Consider the following 26,195-nt stretch of genomic DNA (forward strand, 5'->3'; position numbering starts at 1 on the left):
GACTAAAAATAAGGAAAAACAAAGCATCTAGAGATTCCGACTAAAGAAAGGCAAGGAAAGCTATGAGTAAAAAAGTTAGAGCGTGGCCTAAAACAATCACGCGAATATCTGCCTCAGAATAACCTGTAAGAGTTCTTACGGCACGAATTCTTCCGAAATGTGGTGAATTGACACGTTTGTGCAACCGCAAGAAAAGTAAATACATCAAACTGCCCAAAAGAAGTTCACCAATAAATTCACTTCCCCATTCCAATGGACTTACTATCGATAAATACAGCCGAGTCCAACTATTTAGAATACTCCATGCAACGAGGCACAGCGTTAAATTGCGATGGCGCACAAGGAGAGCGAGGAAGATGCCCATAGCAGGCGCAGCTGGAATAAGACTTGCTAAAATTCCTACTCCTTCTCTATGATAGTTTAACGCAAGGACAACCATATCCTTTGAAAGAGTATCGGGGGAAAAATAACTTTGAAGTATGTATATTCCTTGATTAGCCAACACTACTGTAGAAAACAAGAACAAAAAGATCCACAACAATTCTTGCAAATTATTATTACGTATCAACACATACATGAAGAGCAGCATCAATGGGAGCCACAATGCAGGATACGACAATACAGAAGCTAAACTATCGAGGAAAAGAGAATGATATTGCATAGGATTTTATAGAATTTTTCCTATTCAGACTTTTTCCAAAGAAGTCTGTTCCAACCAACCACTTGTCCCATCTGGCAAAATGACTTGTAGCCACATTCCGCTTTCTGAAGATACCTCCACTGTTACTCCTGCATGTAAGGTTCTCATCTTACGAGCTGAAGTTACCGCACCATCAAACAATTCACAATCTTTCATCACAACCCCCAACTGCTTATTATAGTATTGATAACGAAGTTGATAAGCAAAGGTAAGGCTAACCAAACTTAGTATCACAACCAAGATAAGGGAAAAGAGAGCCGCTTTTTGCATCCAAATGCTCTGCGCAAAACGAAAGAGAGCTAAAAAGACAAAAGCAATAAACAGAAAAGACAGTCCGACAAAAGCCCAAGAATCAGGATTTAAAGATGTTCTGAGCTTTCTAATCAGAGTGAAAAAGAACATTTCAGAGGGCGCATCAAACTTATCTGGTAATTGAATCTGACTCAGTTCCAAACTATGGCGTATATCATCATTAGCTGGTTCTAAACGCAAGGCGCGTTGGTAATTAAGAATAGCACATGGTAAATTATCTTGTCGATAATAGGCATTACCTAAATTATTGTACTCGGCCACATTAGGACTTTTCTGCAAATCTACTTCATAAATGCGCGTTGCTTCCACATAATTCTTTGCAGCATAAAGACTGTCGGCCATGTGCTTTTGTGCCATCGCGGCCACAAAACCTAACAACCAAAAAGACAATATATATAAATGTGTCTTCATAAGCTTCTTATCTTTTCTTTTTTTCCATTTTACTTAACACATCAAAAGCCTTAGTTAATAGCTCTTGATTAGACAACTCTCCAGAGGGAGCGAAGCGAGCGTATTCGCATTCTGAAACAACACCAACAAACTCTTCAACGACTGCCTCATCGAGCCCAGCCTTGTGAAGATGTAACTGAAGAGAGTCCTTGCTAAAATCGCTCATCGCTATATGGAACTTAGAATCTACATATTCTTGTAGTATCCGAGACAACTCTTCATAAAAAGCTGGATTATCTATAGTTTGAAGCTTTTTATCTAAGGCTTTCAGACGTTGATTGGCCACTCTACCTGCTTTATCACGTCTACGCCCTGAAATATCATGAATTTGAGATATATACCGAGCTGCAAACTTATTCCCTATAATGCCTAACAATAAAATCAACAACGAAGAGATATAGAAAGCCCAACTTCCAATCCAAAAAGGATGATTTAAATCGCGAGTAGAAACAGGTCCCGTGATTATAGAGCTTATATCGCTTTTTCTAAGAGCCATTTCCTCCTGAACATCTTCTCTGGAGCGCACACCTTTTTCAACATTCAAATTGAGCGCATCAAGATGTAATGTCTCATAATGTTGAGTCTCAGGATTAAAGACTCGCATATCAACAGCTGGAATTTCGTATTTTCCTACTTTGTGAGGAACAAACGTATAATCATAATAAACCTCTCCCGTCGTTCCCGAAGATGTTACTTTCGTATTATAAGTGATTTTTGGATCATACGAATCAAAGTCTTTGGGAAAAACTAGAACAGGTGCTGGAATCAGTTTCAAATTTCCAGTTCCACGAAGCGTCAAGCGATAAGTTATCACATCGTTAGATCGTGGTACTTTTGTTTGCAAATTACTCGTGAGTTTAAACTGGCCAACTCCCCCACAGAAATTAGAAGGTTTAGGTTCAGGTAAAGGAATAACGTCTATATTCGTTTCAGGAACTTGACAATTTACTTTTACACCTATCACACCATTATTGAAGAAGGCATCAAAAGGATCAGAATACTGCTCTTGCTGTGCTACTACACATTCAAAAGAAAGACTAGGTATGGACACTTTCCCCGTTTTTTGTGGAAAGATAACATTCTGATAAATCACACCAGTCCGATATAACTTTCCACCTACAGATTCATTACTCATTTGTATGCTTTTGACAGGAATCTCTTGAGAGACTAGACCTTTAAAGTCTGGTCTGCGTGTTAGCATAACATTACTGAGTCCTACACCTGGTCGGCAATGAATCTTGTAAGTTAATAAAATTGCCTCTTGTTCGAACACACGCTTACGATTTGGTGTAACAGTTATAAACAAATCTTTATTAGTTACTACTGAACCAACTTTTTGCACAGAATTTTGGCTAACGGAAGAATGCTGGAATTGGGAGGACGAATTTGCCGCACTCGCTGCACCTTTCACCCGAATAATAGAAGGACTAGAATGGAGTATACGACCATTCAATGTTACTGAAGCAGCACCTATCTTAAATGTTCCATTCTTGCGTGGAGATAACAAATAGGTGTATGTTGTAGAAGAAGAGGATGTTGTGCGTCCATTTATCATTTGAATGCTATTGGATGTAGACACATTAGGTCCTGCAAGAACGTCAAAATCAGGAAAGGACGGACCACGGAAATCTTTTGCATCAGAACTTCCCACTATAAATCGTACATAAAAAAAGTCTTCACTCCTATCAACCACTGATGGAGCCTTAATAACCAAGGATTGAGCAAACATCACAGTAGGTAGAAGTAACGAAAAAATAGCAAAGAAAATATACCTAATCATTCTTTTCACAATTTTGCGTACAAAAGTAGTGCTTGCTAAGCAGATAAACAAATATCTCACCGATAGCAAAGAAATCGAGAAGATAAAAAAAGTAGTTTTATAAAGAGTAAATTCATCCATAGAGTTTAAAAAGCTATGTCATCTACAAGAGATGGCATAGCTTTAATTACTATGTTCAATAAAGTCTAACAAATATTAGCTTTATCGCTTACTTACTTCAAAACAACAGTGATGTCCTTGTCTTCTTCTGTTACTACGATTTTGTCTTCACGAAGTAACCAGCCCAAACCTAAATAGAGGTCTTTGTCGGCACGCACTTTTATTGCTTTTTTCAAATCTTTGCCTGAAAGCTCTCCATTTGCATTAAGAGCTTCCCAAATCTTTCCAGCTAATGCGCCTGCTTTTTCTTGAAACATAAACTTGAATTTAATAAAATTAACGGAGATATTTTGTTTTATTTCCTTTGCGACAAAGATAATCTTTTCTAAATGTAATGTTTACATCCTTAGCACTTTACCATGAGATATTGCATTCTTTCTCTAAAATAATTCATCTATTCCATTGTTATTTACTATTTTTGTAATCTGTATTTAGCAAGTATTCCTCAATAAAATGTTCTCTATCCTTATTCCTACATTTGAACACGATTGTTCTAAGTTAATTGATGACTTAAACACACAATGCCAAGAGCTGCACAAAGAGCAACCAACGGATTTTATGTATGAAATTATTGTGAGTGATGACTGCTCTACTAAAGAACATTATAGAACTTTGAGAGAAAAGCTAAAAAACATACCTTTCTGTACGCTTATTTATCAAGAGAAAAATACGGGAAGAGCACGTAATCGCAACATTCTAGTTGGAATGGCTCAGTACAAATGGGTAATTCTAATAGACGACGATGCAGAAGTTTGCACTCCGGACTTTATCCGCACCTATTGGACACATCGGCACGAAGCTGATGTGGTTTGCGGTTCACTAAAAAATCCGCAAGCTCCCCCACAAAGAGAGCACGAACTACGTTATGTGTATGAACATCATGCGCAGAAACATCGCTCGGTACAATACAAAAACAACCATCCTTATGATGCATTTACAACCTTCAATGCTTTGTTCAAAAAGGATATTTTTGAGAGAATTCATTTCGATGAGCGTTGCAAGGAATATGGGTATGAAGATGTCCTTCTTGGTATCACCCTAGAAAAAGAAGAATGTAGTATTCTCCACATTGACAATCCACTCATTCATGCAGGGATAGATTGCAATTCAGATTTTCTAAAAAAGACAGAGGCTTCACTAAGAACACTAAAATATTTAGGCTTTCCTATGCAATTACGGGCTGGAGCTTCTAGATATTATTCGATCTTTAAAAGACTTCATGCGGCATGGCTCTTACGCCTTTTATTCCGGCTTCTTAATAAAAAAATAAGAAGGAATCTTTTGGGCTCTCACCCAAAAGTATTCCTTCTCAATACATATAAACTACTTTATTACTCTCAACTCTAGAATGGTACCTCATTAGGAGCTGGTGGCATATCGTCAAATCCTTGTGGAACAGATTGATTCATCTTCGAAGAAATGATATTTGCATCTTCACCTGGCAAAGGTACAGCCTGATCGTCCTCAGGATTCTCAAAGCGCACATACTTTCCTTTGAAACGCAGTGTTACATCCCCCACCGAACCATTACGATGCTTTGCGATAATGATTTGTGCCATACCTTTGAGGTTGCGACCATGCTCATCTGCAAAGATATGGTAGTATTCTGGACGGTGGATAAAGAGTACCATATCGGCATCTTGCTCTATGGCTCCCGATTCACGCAAATCACTCAACTGAGGGCGTTTTCCCTCAATTCCTTCACGGCCTTCAACGCCACGATTCAACTGACTCAAAGCAATAATAGGAATATTCAACTCTTTAGCCAGCCCCTTCAACGAACGGCTAATAGTACTCACCTCTTCTTGTCGAGAATTATAAGACATGCCACTTGCATTCATCAACTGCAAGTAGTCAATCATAATCATCTTTATACCATGTTCTCTCACCAAGCGGCGCGCCTTTGTTCGAAGTTCAAAAACCGAGAGGTTGGGCGTATCGTCGATATACAATTCCGCACCATCCATCAAGCGTATCTTAGAGTCCAGCTGTGGCCATTCGTATTCTTTCAACTGCCCATTACGAATTTCTTCACTAGGTATCTCACAAACATTGGCTATAAGACGATTTACAAGCTGGACGTTAGACATTTCCAAAGAAAAGAAAGCCATAGGAATATTCTGATCTATGGCAATATTACGGGCCATACTCAAGGCGAAAGCTGTTTTACCCATCGCTGGACGTGCTGCTAAGATAATCAAGTCCGTCTTTTGCCAACCGGCAGTCATTCTATCTAGTTCATGATAGCCAGAAGGAATTCCACTCAAACCATCTTTTCGTGCTGCTGCAGCTTTTAGTTGTTCTATTGCATCTCTAATAACAGGCTCAATATTGGTGTAATCCTTTTTGACATTGGATTGTGAGAGTTCAAAAAGTTTTCCCTCAGCCTCTTGCATCAAATCGTCAACATTGGTTGTTGCGTCAAAGGCCTTCGACTGTATCCCTGATGTGTAAGTAATCAGTTCTCGCGCAAGAGCCTTTTGAGCAACAATTCGCGCGTGATACTCTATGTGCGCACTACTTGCCACCATACCACTCAACTGAGTGATATAGAAAGGTCCACCAATCTCCTCTAACTTGCCTTCCCTGTTGAGTTCCTCTGTAACAGTGAGTATGTCAACGGGGCGTTCATCATGATAAAGCTGCTGAATGGCAGAATAAATCAATTGATGACGGTGTTCATAGAAAGATGTAGGACGAAGGATGTCAGAAACACGAAAAAAGGCTTCTTTCTCAATCATCAAGGCACCCAAGATAGCTTGTTCAAACTTAGGTTCTTGTGGTTGCAAACGACCAAGATCGTCTTGTATTGGCACGACAGTCTGAGCCTTTCGTGAACGACGAGTAGTATTTGTAATGGGCATAGTTTCTACTTATTTTTGGGATGCAAAAGTAACACTATTTCTACACTATGAGAGCTAAAGCAATGAAGAATATCACTGCCGCTCATAACAACCTATGTCTGGCGCATTACCTTGCAAGCGAGGATGTCCCAAACGATCTGTAGGATAATTATTGCTTATGCCACCATCTGCGTGCCCCACAGCTTGAGACAAGCTATCGAGCTGAAAAGTAAAAATCAATTTGTCGTAATTAAAGGTAGGAGTAAAATTTTTAGCATTAGAAAAATCTTTCGGATTATCGCTTTCCCAAAAGCAATTCAAGAAATGCTCATCAGCAACTTTCTCGGTATTCAATAAACAGTTTCTAAACAAATAATTAAAGGCTATACCACTCCCTTTTTCCTGTTTCAACCCTTGTACATCATCCTTATTTCTCCCTGTCACTATTGTATTGAAAACATTCAAAGTTGTTAAAGGAATTCCATAGTTACCATCATAATTCGAGAAGCGCAGAGCTACTCCGTCACCGCCTACTAACGGATAGAACTGGGCTATCGTACAATGAATAAACTGGACATCGCCACCTTTAACACTCACACAATCGCCACCTGCGTTGGTCAACTGACTATTAATAACGAATACTTTATTAGACTTTAGGGAAAGTCCATCACTAGCGACATTGTGAACTACACAACCATTCATTGTCAGTTTTGTTTGCAAGACATTTGAACTATCACAACGAATGCCGTATTGGCCACTATGAATGTCGGTGTACATCAAACTGTTGTCATAGCTTTCGGCTGCAAAAAAAACTCCCCCCCACTGGTTGGGAATGCGATCATAGGAGATACCGCTAAGCATATTTCCCAAACGGTCACCACGCAGTACTACATTTTGTTGAGCACTACCCTCCGACTGTAATTTTCCTCGTACGATAAGACTTGCACCTGGATGGAAATAAAGTCGCGCACCTTGAAGTAATTTTAGAGTAGCTCCCTGTTCTACGACTAAACTATCAAAAATTTGATACGGACGATTTGCTGTAAAAGTTGTATCTGAAGAAATGGTGATTCCTTTAAGGTGATAGACACCTTGTGCGTATGCTTGCAGTACTACATTCTGCACTTTTCCTCCTTCTGTTTGGAAAAATAGACGATCCCTTACGATTGCAGGCTCATCCTCATCAATTTCTGGAGTATTGAGAAAGAAGAAAACAAACATACTATCTTTCTTCGCTATCTCAAAATCTGTTCCGACACCATTGGCTAGCATTTCGCCATCAATATTAACACGGAATGGGGAATTTGCTCCCTTCTCTAACCAAGCTCGAGTAAGACGGATGGATTTATTATTGGGATTATAGACCTTGAAAGTATCCGTTTGCGTAGGAAGTCCTGCCAATATTGTATCAAGAGAAAGAGTATCTCTATTGAAACGTAGAGAAGCCGTATCAGAAACAATATATTGATCTTCATCTACGCAGCCAATGGCCACAAAAAGAAATACAAAAATGTAGAGTAACTTATTCATGATACATAAAACGAAGAAACTAACTATTTATTACATACATAATATATTATTGCCTTTATGGAAACATCAAAAAAGCTAGCAACTCGCAAACTCAACTTCTTTCAGTTATAATTAGAGGCTCTATAGAAACAAATAACACAAAACAGAGAAAAAGAATGATTGCCATCACCCATAAAAAAGCGAAAGATTGTCAATATTATTCTTATTTTATAGCCGCAGGGATGGCTTAAAAATCAACTTCTCTACATCGGAGCGAAAATAACGCAAAATTGAACTCCCACTAAAATAGGACTATTTTCAACTTCTCAAGGACAAATTTTATTTTGTAGTATAGAAATTTTATTTTGTAGTATAGAAATTTGAATTACAATAAGGAAAAATTGAAATATAATAAGGTTATCAGCCGACAGCTTTATTGTATTTTCAGACAGAATAAGGATAAAAACATGTTTTATAGCACTAAACTAGCTTCAAAATTGATAAAAAACACACAAGAAGCATATTTTTTCTTACTATCCCTCTAATGTTGAGGAAACATTTTAAGAAATTCATCTCTATTTCGAAGAAACGTGATGTCAAATAAAACAACCATTTAAAATATATTTTTTCAAGTTTCTCCTCTAAGAGATAAAACGACTTTTAGAAGACAACAAGAAATACGCTGTTATAGCAAAAAAGAAAGAATTTTTAGTGGAAATATATATAAAGCAGATTTCCAGTTGAATGCTCAACTAAAAATCTGCTTATATAAAAGGCTTACTTACCAGCTTCAGGGATTCGCTTCAAAAGTAAGCAAAGATGATCCCAAACCATAGGCACTGTAGGAATCAGCAAGCGTTCGTCAGGGCTATGCACACCGCGAAGAGTTGGGCCAAAGCTTATCATGTCCATGTGAGGGTATTTCACGCTGAACAGGCCACGCTCCAAACCAGCATGGATTCCTAATACTTGAGGTTCTTTGTTGAAGAGCTCTTTGTAAGTTTCAACTGCCATCTTCACAAGAATACTGCTAGGGTTGGTTGTCCAACCTGGATAACCGTCACCTGTTTTGACGTTCTGTGCTCCTCCCAGTTCAAAAGCAGCACGGACCATGGCACTTATATTGCGACGATTGCTCTCAATACTTGAACGCTGACTTGTGATGACTACTACAGCAGGTTCTTTCTGAGATGCAGCAAAGAAAGCCAATTCAGGATTTGATGCAATTTGCTCAGGAGTCATTAAGCGAATGCTAGCAAGATTTGAACTCGTTTCTACGAAATTGTCAATGGTTTGGCTCATTGCTAAAACGCCATTATGCACAGCGCGTAAGGACAGCAACATCTTGCGAGTTTCAGCAGGAGCTTGAGCCATTTCGGCAGGAGCTTCAGAAATGAGAGTTGCCATTATAGACTTTTCCGTCTCAGAGAATTCATTTTTTATCTCATCCTGGAATACTGCTAAATCCTCTTGTAACTGTTTGCTAAAAGAAGAGGGAACTGCGCAAAGTGCTTCAGCCTCACGTGGGATGGCATTATGAAGGCCTCCAGCTTGAATATCGACAAGGCGGAGATCCGTTTTCTCCATTTCGTCGCAAAGGAAACGCAGCAACAATTTATTAGCATTGGCACGCTTCTTATTAATGTCGTCACCTGAGTGACCACCCATCAATCCCTTAACTACAACACGGAACGTATCAAAGCCTGCAGGGAGAGATTCTTTAGTGAAGGGGAACGCCGCAATCGTATTGGCACCACCAGCACAACTCACAAAGATTTGTCCTTCGTCCTCAGAGTCAAGATTGATAAGGTAGTCGCCCTCCATAAAGTCGGACTTCATACCAAAAGCGCCAGATAGCCCCGTTTCTTCATCGCGCGTAAAAATACACTGGATAGGACCATGCTCTATATCTGAGGATTGTAGTAGCGCCATTTCCATAGCAACGCCAATACCATCATCTGCACCCAGTGTGGTTCCTTTAGCTTTTAGCCATTCTCCATCAACATAAGTTTGAATAGCGTCTTTCTTAAAGTCGAAATCCACATCTGCATTTTTCTCACAAACCATATCCATATGGCTTTGCAGCACAACAGTTGCACGGTTCTCATACCCAGGAGTGGCTGGCTTAAAGATGGAAACATTTCCTGTCTCATCTATTTTTGTTTTTAAGCCCAATTCCTTACCAAAATTCAAAAGGAACTCAGCCATTTTTTCTTCGTGCTTAGAAGGTCGAGGAACTCTATTTACCATCGCAAAGCAATCAAAGACCTCTCTCGGTTGTAAATCTTTATTTTCCATAAGTTGTTTTTATAAATTGAGTATAATGCAAATTTAGGAACAATTTCAAATGTTCAAGACTTCAGACAAAGAGAAATGATAAAAAAACATTAAATATTAGAGATTATAACACTTTTAGCGTAACTTTGCGCCCTAAATAAAAAGAATATCAGATGATAAAAACACTATTGATATTGATATTGATAGTAGCCGTTAGTTTCTTACTTCTTGGTGTTAGATTATTACTCGGTAAACAATTCATACACACACATATAGAAGGAAATAAAGCGATGAACGATCAAGGTATCACTTGCTATCGTGATATGGAAAAGAAAGAGCGTAGTCATAACCGATTCGCAGTGTCAGAGAAATCAAAATAATAACAGCAATGAAATATACAACTCTAATGTTGGCTGCTCTCACCCTAGTTGCAACCAGCTGTAACAACAAAAACAAAAGTACCCAGCCCAAAGAGAATGGTCTGGCAAAGGTTTCTACTCAAGAAACAAAAGGAGGCAACATTGCCTATGTAGAATTGGATAGCTTTGCTACGAAATACCAATACTGCATCGATCAAACGGAAGCCCTAAAGCAAAAGCAAGCTTCCTACCAGCAGAAACTTCAGTCTGAAGAAAACGCACTTACAAATTTAGCCTCTACAGTTCAACGTAATGCACAGAAAGGTGTATACAAGAGCGAAGATGAATATAAGCGTGCAATGGCTAGCGGTCAGCAGAAACAACAAACGTATATGCAGCATCAACAGCAATACTCTGCAGAAATGGAAAAAGCTACGAATGCATACTACGAAGAATTCCACCGTCGCGTAAAAGATTACTTGAAAGAATATAACAAAGATGGTCGCTATGCTATGATTCTTACAAATAGTGCAGCAACTGTCAATGTTCTTTATGCTGAGCCTTCGCTGAATATTACAGATGAAGTTATTGAAGGTCTTAACAAGCAATATAAGAAGTAATTATAAAAGCCACGTTATCACATCCCGATAAGTGGGTATAAACAGAAAAGGCGCACATAAGAAGAATGTGCGCCTTTTCTGTTTATGTGTTCTCAACCTTTATGTAATAAATCTGGACGAAGTTTAAGCGTTCGTTCATAACTCTGCTGTATCTCCCATTCCTTAATCTTAGCATCATTACCACTCAATAGAATGTCAGGAACTTCCCAACCTTTATAGTTACTTGGGCGCGTGTAGACGGGAGCAGAGAGAAGATTGTCTTGAAAAGAATCGCTCAATGCACTTTGTTCGTCTGAGATACTCCCAGGGATGAGACGTACTACAGAATCTATAATTGCAGCTGCAGCTATCTCTCCACCTGTTAATACGTAATCTCCAATGGAAATTTCTTTTGTAATAAGATGTTCGCGAATACGATGGTCTATACCCTTATAATGTCCGCATAATACTATGAGATTCTGATGAAGGCTAAGTTTATTAGCCATGGGCTGGTCAAAAGTTTCACCATCGGGCGTAGTAAAAATAACCTCATCGTAATCGCGTTCTTTTTTCAGCGCAGAAATACAATCATCAATAGGCTGACACTGCATTACCATGCCGGCAAATCCACCATAAGGATAATCATCTACACGGCGATGTTTATCCTTTGTATAATCACGCAAATCATGAATGCAAATCTCAGCTAAGCCTTTCTTCTGTGCGCGAGCTAAGATAGAAGTATTAACAAATCCCGTCAGCATCTCAGGCAATACCGTAATAATATCTATACGCATCTTCCTGTTCTTAATTATTTTACTTGCAAAAGTAGTTCTTTTTTCCTAGTTTTCCGTATTTTTGCCTTTGTTATGAGTGAAGAAGAAAGAATTGCTTTTCTCCGTAAGGAACTGCATCGGCATAATTATTTATACTACGTCAAGAATTCTCCAGAAATTGGCGATGAGACATTCGATCGCTTAATGCACGAACTTCAAGGATTAGAAGCTCGGCATCCAGACATGTTTGATATCAACTCCCCTACTCAACGCGTAGGCTCTGATTTAAACCATGATTTTAAGCAGGTGATTCATCGTTACCCTATGCTTTCTCTAGGAAACACATACAATCGCGGAGAAGTAGCAGACTTTTATAACAGAGTAAGCACGAACCTCAATGGGGAGCCTTTTGAAATCTGTTGTGAACTAAAATTCGACGGACTTAGCATTTCTTTATGGTATGAAAAAGGAGAACTGATCCGAGCTGTTACTCGAGGCGATGGAATTCAAGGAGATGATGTCACTGACAACGTACGCACAATCCAAAGTATTCCACTTCGACTTCCCAATCATTTAAACTATCCCGAAGAATTTGAAATTAGGGGAGAAGTTCTCATGCCTTGGAAGAGTTTTGAAGCACTTAATGAAGAGCGTGCAAAAAATGAAGAGCCACTTTTCGCTAATCCACGTAATGCTGCATCAGGAACACTTAAAAGTAAGAACTCTAAAACTGTAGCCAAGCGCAAGCTTGACGCCTACCTGTATTATCTATTAGGCCCAGAAATTTCCCAAACAAGCCATTATGCCAATATGAAAATGGCTGCAGGATGGGGTTTTAAGGTATCAGAGCATACAAAACTAGTACATTCTTTGGAAGACATCTATGATTTTATAGACTATTGGGATATTGAACGCAAGAATCTCCCAGTAGCAACAGACGGTATAGTTCTAAAAGTAGACTCTCTAAAACAACAACAACAATTAGGCTTTACAGCTAAAACACCAAGATGGGCAATCGCCTATAAGTTTCGAGCAGAAAGAGAACGTACAAAACTCAAAGAAGTAACCTACCAAGTAGGTCGGACAGGAGCTGTAACTCCTGTGGCTATTATGGAACCTGTCCAATTAGCAGGAACTATAGTTAAAAGAGCGTCTCTTCATAACGCTGATATAATATCTAAACTTGATTTACACCTTGGCGACTATGTCTATGTAGAAAAAGCTGGCGAGATTATCCCTCAGATTGTTGATGTGGATAAATCTGCACGCACTTCAGACCTTGGACAAAAAGTCTATTTTGCAACCACCTGTCCCGAATGTGGTACGACACTAGTTCGCTATGAAGGTGAGGCCGCTCACTATTGTCCCAACGATACAGCTTGTCCTCCGCAACTAAAAGGTAAGATTGAGCATTATATAAGTCGCGATGCGATGAATATAGATTCGTTGGGACCGGAAACTATTGACGATTATTTTGAACGCGGCCTTATTAGGACTGTGGCAGATTTATATAAACTCACGATTACAGACCTAGCAGGAGCTGATAAAAGTCGACTTATTTCCGCACAAAAAATTGTTGGGGCTATTGAGAAAAGCAAACAACAACCTTTTGAGCGAGTACTCTTTGCTTTAGGCATTCGTTTTGTCGGGAAAGTAATTGCTCAAACTATTGCTCGTCACTTTGGTAATATTGATACAATTGAATCTTCCACATTGGAAGATATGCTACAAGTAGAAGGTATAGGCCCTGTTATTGCTCAAAGTGTTGTTGCATGGTTTAAGGAGCCGCGCAACAAAGACATAGTAGAAGAACTCAGAAGACATGGAGTCCAAACGACGATTAAGAAAACGGAATTGTTAGGCGAAGAGCTTAAAGACAAATCTGTCGTAATTAGTGGGACGTTTAGCAAACATTCCAGGGAAGAATATAAAACAATTATCGAAAATCACGGCGGTAAAAACGCCAGCAGCATCTCAAAAAATACATCTTTCGTACTAATGGGAGAGAAAATGGGAATCAGTAAACGCCAGAAGGCAGAAACTCTTAATATACCACTAATTACAGAAGAAGAATTTTTAGAAATCATTGGAGAAAAGCCTTAAAGCGCGTTGTACATACCACAATTTACAAACATATAAATTCATTGAAAGAGTCATATTATGAGACATAATCCTTTCCGCGGCTTTGGCATTGCCGTAGCTACACCATTCGACAAAGAAGGCCATGTTGAGTTGAACACCCTTCGCACTTTAGTACGTGACCAGCTTGTAGCAGGTGCAGACTTCCTCTGCGTATTAGGGACAACTGCAGAGACACCGACTCTTAGTTACGCAGAAAAAATAGCTATTAGAGAAACACTAATAGAAACTGCCGGAAAAGATGTGCCTCTTCTCCTTGGATGTGGTAGCAATAATACTTCAGACGTTTGCCACTTCCTAAAAACTGAAGATCTTTCTGGGTTTGACGGTATTCTTGTTGTCTGCCCATTCTATAATAAACCAACACAAGAAGGACTATATCAGCATTTCAAAGCTATAAGTGAAGCAAGCCCACTTCCCATTGTTCTTTACAATGTTCCAGGTAGAACTGGAGTTAATCTTACTGCACAAACAACACTTCGCATTGCACAAGATTGTAAAAATGTTGTGGCCATAAAAGAAGCAAGCGGAAAGATTGAACAAATTGAAGATATCGTTGACAATGCACCAGAAGGATTCGATGTAATAAGTGGAGATGATTCTATAACATTCGAGCTAATGACTATTGGAGCAAAAGGTGTCATCTCTGTTATAGGCAATGCCTACCCCCAAGACTTTGGCAATATGATTCATTACGCACAAAAAGAAGAATATACAGAAGCTCTAAAACTCCACCGTAGTTTCAATGGACTTTATAAACTAATGAGTATAAATGGTAATCCTTCTGGAATCAAATGCCTCCTTAACATTCTAGGTAAGGCTGAAAATATACTTCGCCTACCACTTGTCCCTGTAACTGAAGAGATAGAAAAACGTATAAAACTTTTTACTGAAAAGTTCAAGACTGAATAGCGTCAAGACAAAGAATAAAAATAAATAAGAAAAAGGTCTTTACTCGTCTCATCTTATTTTACATATATTATAAGTGCTTCCAAAGGTGTATAAGCCTCTTCGGGAGCCTTTTTTAACTTAGCAATATCCAGCACCGTAATACCCATATTCTCTCCTATCTCAACCGCTAACTACCCTCTCAATTTCATAGAGAAATAAGATAGAGAAAATTATCGACTTTAACAAATTAAAATATTCTCAGTAAGACCTTGATAATGAAATATAGGATAATAAAAAAGCTACCCTCTTTGAGGGTAGCTTTTAGAATTAAAAATCTTATTTATGCTTCTGCAGGAGCTTCAGTAGCCTCAGCTACTGTATCTTCTTCAGCAGACTCAGCTGTTGCGGCAGCTTCGGCAGCAGCCTTAGCAGCTACTTCAGCAGCCTTCTTTTCAGCTACTTTTTCAGCGATTTTCTCATTTACTTTCTTTTCAGCTTCTAAGCGTGCAGCAACTGCAGCTTTCTTCTCTGCTGCAGTCTTGGTATTATCAGCTTCAGCCTTTTTTACCTTAGCATCCTTCCAAGCCTCAAACTTAGCCTTGGCAGCAGCTTCATCAAAAGCTCCTTTGCGTACACCAACATTGAGGTGCTTCATCAACATAACACCTTCTGCACTAAGAATATGACGAACTGTATCAGAAGGTTGCGCACCGCATTCTACCCAATGAAGGGCACGTTCAAAATTCAAATCTACCGTGGCAGGATTGGTATTAGGGTTGAAAGTACCAATCTTTTCGATAAACTTACCATCACGTGGTGCTCTTACGTCTGCAGCTACAATGCTATAAAAAGCATAGCCCTTACGGCCGTGGCGCTGCAATCTAATTCTTGTTGCCATTTTTAATAAATATTTTATTAGGTTTGAATTATATGCCATTAACTCGTAATAGCGAGCGCAAAGTTAATTCTTTTTCCTTATATGACAATACCTTTGCTGAACATTTTAACTTCCCATGCCACGACTATATTCTTTTGCGAGTCCACCTTCGCTCGTCTCTCGATAAACAGAAGGAAGATCATGCCCCGTTTCTTTCATCACTTCAACGCATTTGTCATAACTAATACGATGAATGCCTTCTGCAAAAGTAGAATATATATTAGCATCTAATGCTCGTGCTGCTGCATGAGCATTTCTCTCAATACAAGGAATCTGCACTAATCCACAGATAGGATCACATGTCATACCCAAATGATGTTCTAATCCCATTTCTGCGCTATATTCTATGCTAGCCAGACTTCCACCGAAAATATAATTAGCTGCAGCTGCCGCCATAGCACAGGCTACTCCCACTTCTGCTTGACAGCCACATTCTGCTCCACTAATACTTGCTAGGCTCTTTGCCACATTACCTACTAATCCTGCAATGGCTAAGGCATGAAGAATGCGTTGCTCTGGGAATTTACGGGATTTAGCAATATGATACAATACTGCAGGAACAACACCGCAGCTACCACAAGTAGGAGCCGTTACAATCTCTCCACCACTTGCATTCTCTTCACTCACTGCCAATGCATAAGCAAAGACAAGGCCGCGTGTTTGCAAGCTAGTGCCATACCCCATTGCTTTAATAAAATAATCGGGGGCCTTACGACGCAATTTCAACACACCTGGAAGAACACCTTCATGAACTAATCCTCGCTCTACTGATGCTTCCATTGTTTTCCAAACTTTATCAAGATAGCTCCAAATCTGCGGACCTTCACAATGCTCTACATACTCCCAATAAGATTTGCCTCGCTGTTCACACCAGTGTTTAATATCACCAAGATGATTAAGTTCGTAAACATCTGGTGTTTCTAAAGCATCACTATCTTCTTCAGCCAGAGCTCCTCCTCCAATACTATAAACTGTCCATGGATCACCAAATTCAGCCAAAGCACCAGCACATTCAAACATCATTCCGTTTGGATGAAACTTTGGCATAATATCAGCTCTCCAAATAATCTCACAGGTATCACCAAAAACCTGTTGAATAGCATAATCTGTTAAATGGCCACGCCCTGTTGCCGCAAGTGAACCGTATAAAGTGACACGAAACCTTTGTGCCTCTGGATGCAAAGATAAATACTTTTCAGCTGCAAATCTGGGCCCCATAGTATGCGAAGATGAAGGTCCCTGCCCTATTCTAAAGAGTTCTCTTAGACTTTTCATGATTCTTTCTCTTTGATAATCCCTTTTCTGTAAGCTATTAGCAATTTTTCGAGGTCAACAATTTGTCCTCTCAGTTCTTCTCCTTTATCTGTATCACTTACCATTTCTCTACGTCCCATCATCTCAACGATTTGAGTGGTACTCTTTATGTCTGTACCATTAGCTATTGCATCTTCGGTACTCTTGAATGGAGCATGTTGAACTAATTGAAAGCCGCGACTATGATATACAAGCGTATAACCAGCAATACCTGTCGTATGATGATAAGCTTTAGCAAAACCACCATCTATTACCATCAAACGACCATCTGCTTTAATTGGATTCTCTCCAGAACCAACTTTCACGGGGACGTGTCCGTTTATAATATGTCGATGCTTTCCTATTACACCAAAAGCATCCATTAATTTATCACAAACATCTGCTTGTTCTCTAAGACGATAATAAAAACCTTTTTCTTCTTCATGCGTTTCTTTCTCAGCAACAAAATAGCGTTCAAAAGTTGCCATCTTTGACTTATCAAATAGAGGACTATTGGGACCACACCATAAATACCAAAAATAATCACAGGCTTGTTCCCGCTCTGCTGAATCAAGTCCATCATCAAAAGCCGCACGAATTTCTTGTTCAACACGGGTCATCAATTCTTTTCCACTTACTTTAGTCCCACAGACATTTACTTTCCGTAGAGAACCGTCAGAATTAAGTGGCACAGAAGCGTGGAATAGTAGATTAGAATTATAGGTCCCACACATAGAACCATGAGACAAAAGACATTGAACATGACGCTGGAGTTTATCACTAATAATAAAACTATGGACAAGACGCTCAACAACTCTACGTTCTTCTTCCGTAAGCATAAAAGGATTAGACTCATCCAATGTTGGAAAAACAGAATCTAATAAATCATAGCTCTTACCATAAAGCGAGATTGTCGTATCATGAATCTTCGCCAAAACTCCACGATCTTTCATATCCCAGTCAGGATACTTCTCATATAACTGACCTTCTAGTTTAAACTGGATAATGGCTATTGCCTTATGCATCTGAGCTAAAAGATGAACCTCTTTTTCACTCAAATTTCTTCCTGTATCTTCTAATTTAGGAATAAAAATCTCACATGGATCCTCAGCATAAGTCTCCATAGCAAAGGTAGAAAGTGGCAAAAGATTTATAGCATATCCTTCTTCTAACGTTTGCATATTTGCATAACGCAAAGACAAGCGTAACACACTAGCCACACATACAGGATTTCCGGCAGCTGCTCCCATCCATAGAATATCATGATTCCCCCATTGTATATCCCAATGATGATAAGTTTCTAATGTATTCAATATTAAATGAGCACCTGGGCCTCTATCAAAAATATCACCCAATAAATGCAATTGATCTACAGCCATACGCTGAATAAGGTAACAAAGAGCAATAATAAATTGATCGGCTCGTTTTGTACCAATAATCGTCTGAATAATAACATTTACATACGCTTCCTTATTATGATCTTCGGTTGATTCATGTAAGAGTTCTTCTATTATATATGTAAATTCTGAAGGCAAACTTTTTCGTACCTTTGAACGTGTATATTTCGAAGAAACTCGACGGCATACAGCTATCAATTGGTTAAGCGTCGTCTGATAATAATCTTTTATATTCTTATCTGTTTGCTTTACTAATTCCAATTTTTGTTCAGGATAATAAATCAAAGTACACAAGTCTGTCATATCTTTATCTCTCAATGAATTAGAAAACAGTTCTTGAACTTTTCTTTTAATATTACCTGAAGCGTTACGAAGAACATGCTGAAATGCTTCGTTCTCGCCATGGAGATCTGCCATAAAATGCTCGGTAGGCTTTGGCAGATGTAAGATAGCCTCTAGGTTTATAATTTCTGTTGTAACACTTGATATTGTAGGAAAATCTCGTGCCAGGAGGCGCAAGTATCGTTCACAATCTAATACACTTTTTAAATTCGGATGCGTCATAGTTATTTTATTATATGCAAAAATAAGTATTTTCTTTCAACGGCATAGCAAGAAGAGAAATTGAAGCACTTTGAAAAGTAAATGAAAATCTTCTTTAATTAGACATTAATAACTAAGCCCTCATTTGCCAATATTGTTCGCGGAAAAACTTGTTGAGCTTCTTGTAATAGAATCGACTCATTTTCATATCTAGCAGAGAAATGTCCTATCATTAACGTCCCAACTTTTGCAGATTTAGCCAACATAGCTGCTTGACGTGCAGTGGAATGCATCACTTGCTGAGCGCGTACAACATTCTCTTCACAAAAGGTTGCTTCATGGTATAATAAATCTATTCCCGTTAATACCCCAGCCAAATTAGGAAGGTAGCATGTATCAGAACAATAAGCATAACTTCTAGGAATTTCTCCAGGAAACGTTAATCTCGAATTGTCTACACATTCACCATCTGGCAGAATCCAATTTGCTCCTTCTTTTATACTATTTATTGCATAATTAGGGATTTGATAAAAATCAATCATATCTCTACGGATATGTGGCAAAACTCGTTTTTCTTTGAAAAGATAACCACAACATAGAACTCGATGGGATAAAGGAATAGTATACACTTCCACACTTCGATCCTTATAAATCAATTCATTCTTTTTAGAGTTAACACAATGAATATTTACAGGAAAACTTATACTCCTTTGATAGAAATCTAATTGTGGTTGTAGAAATTCTTTTAAGTCTTGTGGCCCATATATGTGAATAGGAGCTGTCCGCCCCAACATAGAAAAAGTCTGTATAAGTCCCATAAGTCCAAGACAATGATCGCCATGAGTATGAGAAATAAAAATCGTATTAAGATGAGAGAATTTCAACCGAGTCTTCCGAAATTGAAGTTGTGTCCCTTCTCCACAATCTATCATAAAAAGTTTTTCTCGCAAGTTTATTACTTGAGAACTAGGGTGATGCCTCAATGTTGGCAAAGCACTACCACATCCTAATATATGAATTTCAAATTTTTCCATTCGCTTCCTCTCCGTAATAGGGTGCGAAATTAACTTGAATATTTGTATAAAAGAAACATTTTTATACAAACAATGCAAGTTCACAAACAAAGACTCTTCTAAGTTGATTGGCTTATTACCAGGGAAATTCATAATTTTGCGAACAAAAGATTATAAAGATGCATAGTAAAAAAGAAAAACTAGAAGCCTTTGGGCGTCTGCTTGATGTAATGGATACACTCAGAGATAAGTGTCCTTGGGATCGAAAACAAACGTATGAGAGTTTGCGCTCTAATACCATTGAGGAGACGTATGAACTGTGTGATGCTCTTTTACATAGAGATGATAAAAATATTTGTAAAGAGCTTGGAGATGTTCTGCTACACATTGTCTTTTATGCTAAAATAGGAAGCGAAGAGGGGGCTTTCGACATAGCTGATGTTTGTAATCAACTTTGCGATAAACTTATCTTCCGACATCCTCACGTATACCCACCGCAGGGAGAAGATAAGGCAGATATAAGCACAGCAGAGGGAGTCACAGAACAATGGGAGCAATTAAAGACAATGGAGAAAGATGGAAATAAGACTGTTTTAAGTGGCATTCCGAAAGCATTACCTTCTCTCATAAAAGCTTATAGGATTCAAGACAAAGCACGTGGGATAGGTTTTGATTGGGAAAAGCGTTCACAAGTTTGGGATAAAGTGAAAGAAGAAATCCATGAGTTTGAATCCGAGATAGAAAACAAAGACAAAGAAAAAGCAACGCGAGAGTTTGGGGACATTTTATTTAGCCTTATCAATGCTGCGCGACTCTATCACATCAATCCAGATAACGCGCTAGAGTACACAAATCAGAAATTCACACAAAGATTTAACTACCTAGAAGAACACACTCTTAAAAAAGGCATTCAACTCAAAGAACTTACCCTTAGTCAAATGAACAGTATTTGGGAGGAGGCCAAACATAGAGAGTAGCATCTTTTCAATAATAAAAACGACCATAAAGCACCGTTTTCAACTTATTTTGTACTTTTCCTCATTATTCTATTCCTAAATTTTATAAGTTTTGCTATTTAACAATAAGTTCGTATTTTTGTCCACACATATAATGATATATAAATCTCTCTTTACATGAAAAGACTTTTAGCCTTGATAACGGGCATTTTGCTTTTTGCAACTATCTTGAAGGGGCAATCCCCTGTAAAACCTTTTGTTATACCAGAATTAACAGAGTGGACCGCAAGCCAAGGAACTTCAACACTGAGCGGTAGAGTGATTGTACGCTCTAGCCAACTAGCATCAACAGCTCGACTATTAGTTGAACAATACAACTTACTTACAGGCAAACAACTTATCCTAACCAAAGGCAAACAAAAAAATGGAGATATAATTCTTGAAGTTATTGACGACAAAACTTTAGGAGATGAAGGATATAAATTAAATATCAGCAACACTATATGCATATCGGCAAGCTCAAATACTGGTCTTTTTTGGGGAACACAAACACTCCTTCAAATGATAAACCAAGATGGACTATTACAGAGAGGAACAGCTCGAGATATACCGCAATATAAATTGCGCGGACTTATGATTGATGTTGCTCGCAAGTTTGTTCCTATTGATTATCTACGCAATTTAGTCAAAATAATGTCCTACTATAAGATGAATACGCTTCAAATTCATCTTAATGATAATGGGTTTCGTCAGTATTTTGAAAATGACTGGAATAAAACCCCTGCTGCATTTCGACTTGAATGTGAAACATATCCGGGTCTCACAGCTAAAGATGGAAGCTACACCAAGCAAGAATTCCGTGATTTACAGAAACTTGCTGAAAAATATCATATTGAAATCATCCCAGAAATCGATGCTCCTGCACATGCTTTAGCTTTTACTCATTATCGTCCTGAAATTGCATCAGAAAATTATGGAAAAGATCATCTAGATCTTTTTAATCCTAAAACATACACGTTTCTTGATGCACTCTACAAAGAATACCTCGAGGGAAAAGACCCTGTATTCCGAGGACCGCGCGTAAATATAGGAACAGACGAATATAGTAATGCAGACAAAAAGGTCGTAGAAAAATTTCGCGCTTTTACAGATCATTATCTTGCTCTTATTGAGAAATATAACAAACAGCCAATGCTGTGGGGAGCTCTTACTCATGCAAATGGAGAAACTAAAGTCAGAAGTAAAGGTGTCTTAATGAATATTTGGTATAATGGCTATGCTGATCCCACTGAAATGAAGAAACAAGGTTATGAATTAGTTTCTATTCCCGATGGCTATGTATATATTGTACCTGCTGCTGGATATTATTATGATTATCTTAACTGCCAGTTTTTGTACAATAATTGGACTCCAGCCCAAATTGGTAATAAGAAGTTTAAAGAGCAGGATCCCGCCATTAGAGGAGGTATGTTTGCAATATGGAATGATCACTATGGTAATGGAATTTCGACAAAGGATATCCATGACCGCCTTTACCCTGCTTTGCAAACTCTATCCGTGAAATGCTGGACTGGTCAAAAAACTACTTTTTCTTATGCTAGTTTTGATTCTTTACGTACGCAACTATCGGAAGCACCTGGTGTCAATGAGCTAGGACGTTTACCTCAGGAAATTTTAAAACTTAACAGTATTTATCCTAATACATCTTTAGCCTTGCCCGTGATTGAGGCAGGATATGGAAATACTGTTGCTTTAGACATTGATTGTTGTAAAGAAGATAATGGAACAATACTTACTCAGAGCCATAACTCAATATTTTACTTGGCAGATCCTAAAGAGGGAAAGTTAGGTTTCTCACGTGATGGATACCTCAATTGCTTTAACTATCGTTTGCCCACACAAGGAAAAGTGAACATTCGTATCGTTATGACAAATCGAGAAACACAATTATATATTGATGGTAAACACAAAGAGACTCTTGGCGCACAAAAGGTTTGGGCTATATATCCAGAAAATAAGCTCAATACCATGCCAGATGCAAAATTCATTCCCACCGTGTATGCTCCCGTTGAAAAGAATGCTCTATACTATCAACGTACACTTTTCTTTCCTCTCCAAAAGACTGGAAATTTCAAGAGTAAAGTAAGTAATCTCACAATATCTGTAACACATTAAAAAAAGAATATGCAAGCTGAAGAATTAGAAGAAATCAAACAGGAAAATAGAGGTGGAATAAAACTCGAAGAGTTAAGTCTCCTTTTTTTATCTCATTGGTATTGGTTTGTATTTGCCGTACTTGTGAGTTTAAGTGTTGCTGTATATAAAATTATGACGACACCTCCCATTTACACTCGTAATACATCTCTCTTAATCAAGGATGATAAAAACACAAAATATTCCACAGTTAAGGATTTCCAGTATTTAGGGATTGGGGCAGCAAACACTAATATTCGAAATGAAATTCAAACAATCAGTGCATCCGAAAACATGGTAGAGGTTGTTAGACGCCTTCATTTGGATTTGCAGATGACTGTACCTCAACGTTTGCGTGAACGTCCTCTGTATAACGATGCTCCTGTGATGTTACATTTCTCTAATCTATCCGAACTAGAGACCTTTACGTTCAAATTAAAAATTGTAGATAAGAATCATGTAAAACTTTACGATTTCAACCAAGGCAACGACATTACAGCTCTTATTGGAACTACCTTTAAGAGCCCTTATGGCGCTTTACAAATTGAACTTACCCCATCTTTTTCTAACCAATGGATTGGACAAGAAATTACTGTACATAAGTACAATGTAAAGTCCGTTGGAGCAATATATTCTAGCAGATTATCTGTAGGCCAGAGCGATGAGGAATCTTCTATCATTGATCTTTCACTAAACGACGAGAACCCTGAAAGGGCTGAAGATATTCTCCGTTCTCTCATCAGTGTATACAATGATAACTGGATGAAAGATAAAAATCGTATGGCTGAATCAACCAATGAGTTTATAAACGAGCGGCTTAGCAATCTAACAAAAGAACTAGGAAATGTTGATTCAGACATTGCAAGCATTCGAAGCCGTAATCTAACCCCCGACGTTCAAGCTTCAGCCACTATGTATATGTCTCAGTCTGATGACAATTATAAGCATACGCTCGAATTACAGAATCAGCTGAGTATGACTCAATTCTTGGAACAATCGCTACGTAATAATAGTTCCAAGCAGCAATTACTCCCTCTTAATACAGTAGGCAATGCAAACATCGAATCTCAGATTGAAGCATACAATACGCTACTCTTAACGCGCAATGATATAGCAGCTAATAGTAACGAGCAAAATCCAGAAGTAAAAAAGAGTGATGTAAAATTGATGCAACTAAAAACTGCTATTCTTCGCTCTGTTCAAAATACAATAGCACAAATCAAGTCACAGATTGCAAACTATCAACGCTCTGAAGCAGAAACCAACAATAAAATTGCACTCAATCCTAAACTTGAGAAAGACCTGCAAAGCGTTAAGCGTCAGCAGGATGTTAAGCAAAGTCTTTACATTTATTTACTTCAGAAACGAGAAGAGAATGAACTCTCAAAAACCTACACAGCGTGGAATACCCGCATTATCCAACCCCCCTTTGGTAGCAATGCACCCACATCTCCGCAGAGAAGTCGCATTCTATTGATCGCTCTATTTATCGGTTTAGTTGTCCCAGGTTTCCTACTATGGCTACGCGAATACCTAAATCAGACAGTCCGTGGGCGCAAGGATATTGACTTTCTCAATATTCCGTTCATTGGAGAGATTCCCAATTTGGATATTCGCAACCATTGGTGGCAAAAGACACAACACAAGCAGCGTGAAATTGTCATTGAGCAAGGAAATCGTAATATGGTAAACGAGTCTTTCCGCATTGTAAGAACTAAATTGCACTACTTCTTAGGAGCTATCACAAACAAAACTGATGGCACAATAAGTAAGAAGCCACAAGTAATTATGGTGACAAGCTTCAATCAAGGTTCCGGTAAGACTTTTATTACAGCCAATCTTGCTAAAACCATTTCACTCAATCATCATCGCGTTCTTGTCGTAGATATGGATATTCGTCGGTGTTCCTTATCTCAGATGCTTCCACAACGAACAAAGAATGGGGTCAGTGCATATCTTAGTGGCATCACTGACAATATAGACGATCTCATCATTAAAGATGCCTTTGGCAAAAATGTTGATGTTCTACCATCTGGCATTGTTCCTCCTAATCCTACTGAGCTTCTGCAGTCTAGCCGATTAACAGCGCTCATGAAAGAAATGAGAGAGATATATGACTACATCTATCTTGATTGTCCACCTATTGAAATTGTTGCCGACACATCCATTATAAAGCCTCATTGTGATGCAACTCTTTTTGTTGTCCGCGTTGGTGTCATGGATCGCCGTCTTATTCCAGAAATTGAAAAATTATATAAGGAGAATAGCTATAATAACATGGCAATTATCCTTAATGGTTCTAACTACATTAGCGGTAAATACGGAAGTTATCGTTATGGCAACTCTTACGGCTATGGCGGCTATGGCTATGGATCTTATGGGCACTACGGACAAACTAGCGATGAATAAATATTCACATCTCACTGTGGTCTTTGTAACCTCTCATAGCTAGAGATACGCTCACTTTCCCTCAAACAATTCTCTAAATGTTTTAAATTAAGCATTTAGAGAATTGTTATCTCATCATATGTATATAGAAATAAAAAACTCAATATCATTGATATAGTTATGTAAACTATTAAAACCTAAAAATACCACATTCTTTTGAGATCTAACAGTAATTATTCTCTTGGTCTAAGAAGATCAGCTTTTGTAACAATCAAAATTATGAGTATAGAAATATGCTAATTACAAGTTTAGAAAAATAATATCAGAAGGATATCTAAATACCATTAATCGCAAAATAAATAAATATCCATCCAAGCACACCTTTCATGTACTCAGTTCTCATACAAAAGGTCATAAAATGAGTAACACAACAGAAAATAGCCTTATTCTGCTCTATAATACAATAAGGCTATTTGCGAAAACTATTATTGTGTTATTAAATTATCTTATAGCACTTTTAATTCCACAATAATCTCGGTATTATATAATAAAAATAAAATTCACAATTAAACTTTTTAAAACGAGAAAGATGGTGGTTTCTATATCAACATAAGAAACTCTTTGTGATAACTACTATTATTCGAAGTTTCCTTTCTCAATAGTAGAACAAAGTATACCTTCACT

General features: G+C 38.2%; 19 protein-coding genes. 7 read left to right on the top strand and 12 right to left on the bottom strand.

Annotation, left to right across the window (positions count from 1 at the left end; genetic code table 11):
- Positions 1–40: 40 nt before the first annotated feature.
- The 4 genes from ABLA33_RS07260 to ABLA33_RS07275 form a co-directional block, all read right to left on the bottom strand.
- Complete coding sequence (locus ABLA33_RS07260) at positions 41–661, bottom strand: hypothetical protein (protein ID WP_347719798.1); 621 nt, start codon at positions 659–661, stop codon at positions 41–43.
- Positions 662–685: 24 nt separating this feature from the next.
- Entirely contained in the window at positions 686–1,423 is a 738-nt protein-coding gene (locus ABLA33_RS07265) for a hypothetical protein (RefSeq protein ID WP_347719799.1), read from the bottom strand.
- A 7-nt stretch (positions 1,424–1,430) separates the two neighbouring features.
- Entirely contained in the window at positions 1,431–3,362 is a 1,932-nt protein-coding gene (locus ABLA33_RS07270; protein WP_347719800.1) for a BatD family protein, read from the bottom strand.
- A gap of 92 nt (positions 3,363–3,454) precedes the next feature.
- Positions 3,455–3,658: a winged helix-turn-helix domain-containing protein gene (locus tag ABLA33_RS07275; RefSeq protein WP_315090035.1), complete on the bottom strand. Its 204-nt coding sequence runs from the start codon at positions 3,656–3,658 to the stop codon at positions 3,455–3,457.
- Between the two features lie 196 nt (positions 3,659–3,854).
- Here ABLA33_RS07275 and ABLA33_RS07280 point away from each other — a divergent pair, with 196 nt between their 5' ends.
- The gene (locus tag ABLA33_RS07280; RefSeq protein WP_347719801.1) at positions 3,855–4,748 is read left to right on the top strand and encodes a glycosyltransferase family 2 protein; all 894 of its coding nucleotides are present in this window, start codon (positions 3,855–3,857) and stop codon (positions 4,746–4,748) included.
- On the opposite strand, the gene dnaB is transcribed toward ABLA33_RS07280, so the two are convergent.
- From dnaB to ABLA33_RS07295, 3 genes are all read right to left on the bottom strand, one after another.
- Positions 4,745–6,265 (bottom strand): replicative DNA helicase, encoded by a 1,521-nt coding sequence (gene dnaB, locus ABLA33_RS07285; RefSeq protein WP_347719802.1) that lies wholly within the window; start codon positions 6,263–6,265, stop codon positions 4,745–4,747. The two genes, ABLA33_RS07280 and dnaB, sit on opposite strands and share 4 nt — an antisense overlap.
- A 72-nt stretch (positions 6,266–6,337) precedes the next feature.
- On the bottom strand, positions 6,338–7,774 hold the full coding sequence (locus ABLA33_RS07290; protein WP_347719803.1) for a hypothetical protein: 1,437 nt from the start codon (positions 7,772–7,774) through the stop codon (positions 6,338–6,340).
- 756 nt (positions 7,775–8,530) lie between these two features.
- Complete coding sequence (locus tag ABLA33_RS07295) at positions 8,531–10,051, bottom strand: aminoacyl-histidine dipeptidase (protein WP_347719804.1); 1,521 nt, start codon at positions 10,049–10,051, stop codon at positions 8,531–8,533.
- Positions 10,052–10,418: 367 nt separating this feature from the next.
- Between ABLA33_RS07295 and ABLA33_RS07300 the strand changes: the two genes are divergently transcribed.
- Positions 10,419–11,009: an OmpH family outer membrane protein gene (locus tag ABLA33_RS07300; protein ID WP_311490437.1), complete on the top strand. Its 591-nt coding sequence runs from the start codon at positions 10,419–10,421 to the stop codon at positions 11,007–11,009.
- A gap of 92 nt (positions 11,010–11,101) precedes the next feature.
- Here the strand turns inward: ABLA33_RS07300 and trmD are convergent, their stop codons facing one another.
- Positions 11,102–11,782, bottom strand: coding sequence for a tRNA (guanosine(37)-N1)-methyltransferase TrmD (gene trmD / locus ABLA33_RS07305; protein WP_347719805.1), 681 nt, complete (start codon positions 11,780–11,782; stop codon positions 11,102–11,104).
- Positions 11,783–11,854: 72 nt separating this feature from the next.
- Here trmD and ligA point away from each other — a divergent pair, with 72 nt between their 5' ends.
- Together ligA and dapA are read left to right on the top strand one after the other, a co-directional pair.
- Positions 11,855–13,864, top strand: coding sequence for an NAD-dependent DNA ligase LigA (gene ligA / locus ABLA33_RS07310; protein WP_347719806.1), 2,010 nt, complete (start codon positions 11,855–11,857; stop codon positions 13,862–13,864).
- A 57-nt stretch (positions 13,865–13,921) separates the two neighbouring features.
- The gene (dapA, locus tag ABLA33_RS07315) at positions 13,922–14,812 is read left to right on the top strand and encodes a 4-hydroxy-tetrahydrodipicolinate synthase (protein ID WP_347719807.1); all 891 of its coding nucleotides are present in this window, start codon (positions 13,922–13,924) and stop codon (positions 14,810–14,812) included.
- A gap of 319 nt (positions 14,813–15,131) precedes the next feature.
- Here the strand turns inward: dapA and ABLA33_RS07320 are convergent, their stop codons facing one another.
- From ABLA33_RS07320 to ABLA33_RS07335, 4 genes are all read right to left on the bottom strand, one after another.
- The gene (locus ABLA33_RS07320; protein WP_347719808.1) at positions 15,132–15,689 is read right to left on the bottom strand and encodes a 30S ribosomal protein S16; all 558 of its coding nucleotides are present in this window, start codon (positions 15,687–15,689) and stop codon (positions 15,132–15,134) included.
- 105 nt (positions 15,690–15,794) lie between these two features.
- Positions 15,795–17,003: an L-serine ammonia-lyase, iron-sulfur-dependent, subunit alpha gene (locus tag ABLA33_RS07325; RefSeq protein ID WP_347719809.1), complete on the bottom strand. Its 1,209-nt coding sequence runs from the start codon at positions 17,001–17,003 to the stop codon at positions 15,795–15,797.
- Positions 17,000–18,982 (bottom strand): fructose-1,6-bisphosphatase, encoded by a 1,983-nt coding sequence (locus ABLA33_RS07330; RefSeq protein ID WP_315090021.1) that lies wholly within the window; start codon positions 18,980–18,982, stop codon positions 17,000–17,002. The genes ABLA33_RS07325 and ABLA33_RS07330 overlap by 4 nt, the downstream gene beginning before the upstream one ends.
- Before the next feature lie 98 nt (positions 18,983–19,080).
- A complete protein-coding gene (locus tag ABLA33_RS07335; protein WP_347719810.1) occupies positions 19,081–19,995 on the bottom strand; it encodes a ribonuclease Z in 915 nt (304 codons plus the stop codon).
- A gap of 158 nt (positions 19,996–20,153) precedes the next feature.
- Between ABLA33_RS07335 and mazG the strand changes: the two genes are divergently transcribed.
- From mazG to ABLA33_RS07350, 3 genes are all read left to right on the top strand, one after another.
- The gene (gene mazG, locus ABLA33_RS07340; RefSeq protein WP_347719811.1) at positions 20,154–20,951 is read left to right on the top strand and encodes a nucleoside triphosphate pyrophosphohydrolase; all 798 of its coding nucleotides are present in this window, start codon (positions 20,154–20,156) and stop codon (positions 20,949–20,951) included.
- A 156-nt stretch (positions 20,952–21,107) separates the two neighbouring features.
- Positions 21,108–23,105 carry a family 20 glycosylhydrolase gene (locus tag ABLA33_RS07345; protein ID WP_311491133.1) on the top strand — a complete coding sequence of 666 codons (1,998 nt, stop codon included), beginning with the start codon at positions 21,108–21,110 and terminating at the stop codon, positions 23,103–23,105.
- 153 nt (positions 23,106–23,258) lie between these two features.
- On the top strand, positions 23,259–25,532 hold the full coding sequence (locus ABLA33_RS07350) for a polysaccharide biosynthesis tyrosine autokinase (protein WP_347719812.1): 2,274 nt from the start codon (positions 23,259–23,261) through the stop codon (positions 25,530–25,532).
- Positions 25,533–26,195: the final 663 nt, after the last annotated feature.

It is taken from the genome of uncultured Alloprevotella sp., from assembly GCF_963536905.1.
Taxonomy (GTDB): Bacteria; Bacteroidota; Bacteroidia; order Bacteroidales; family Bacteroidaceae; genus Alloprevotella.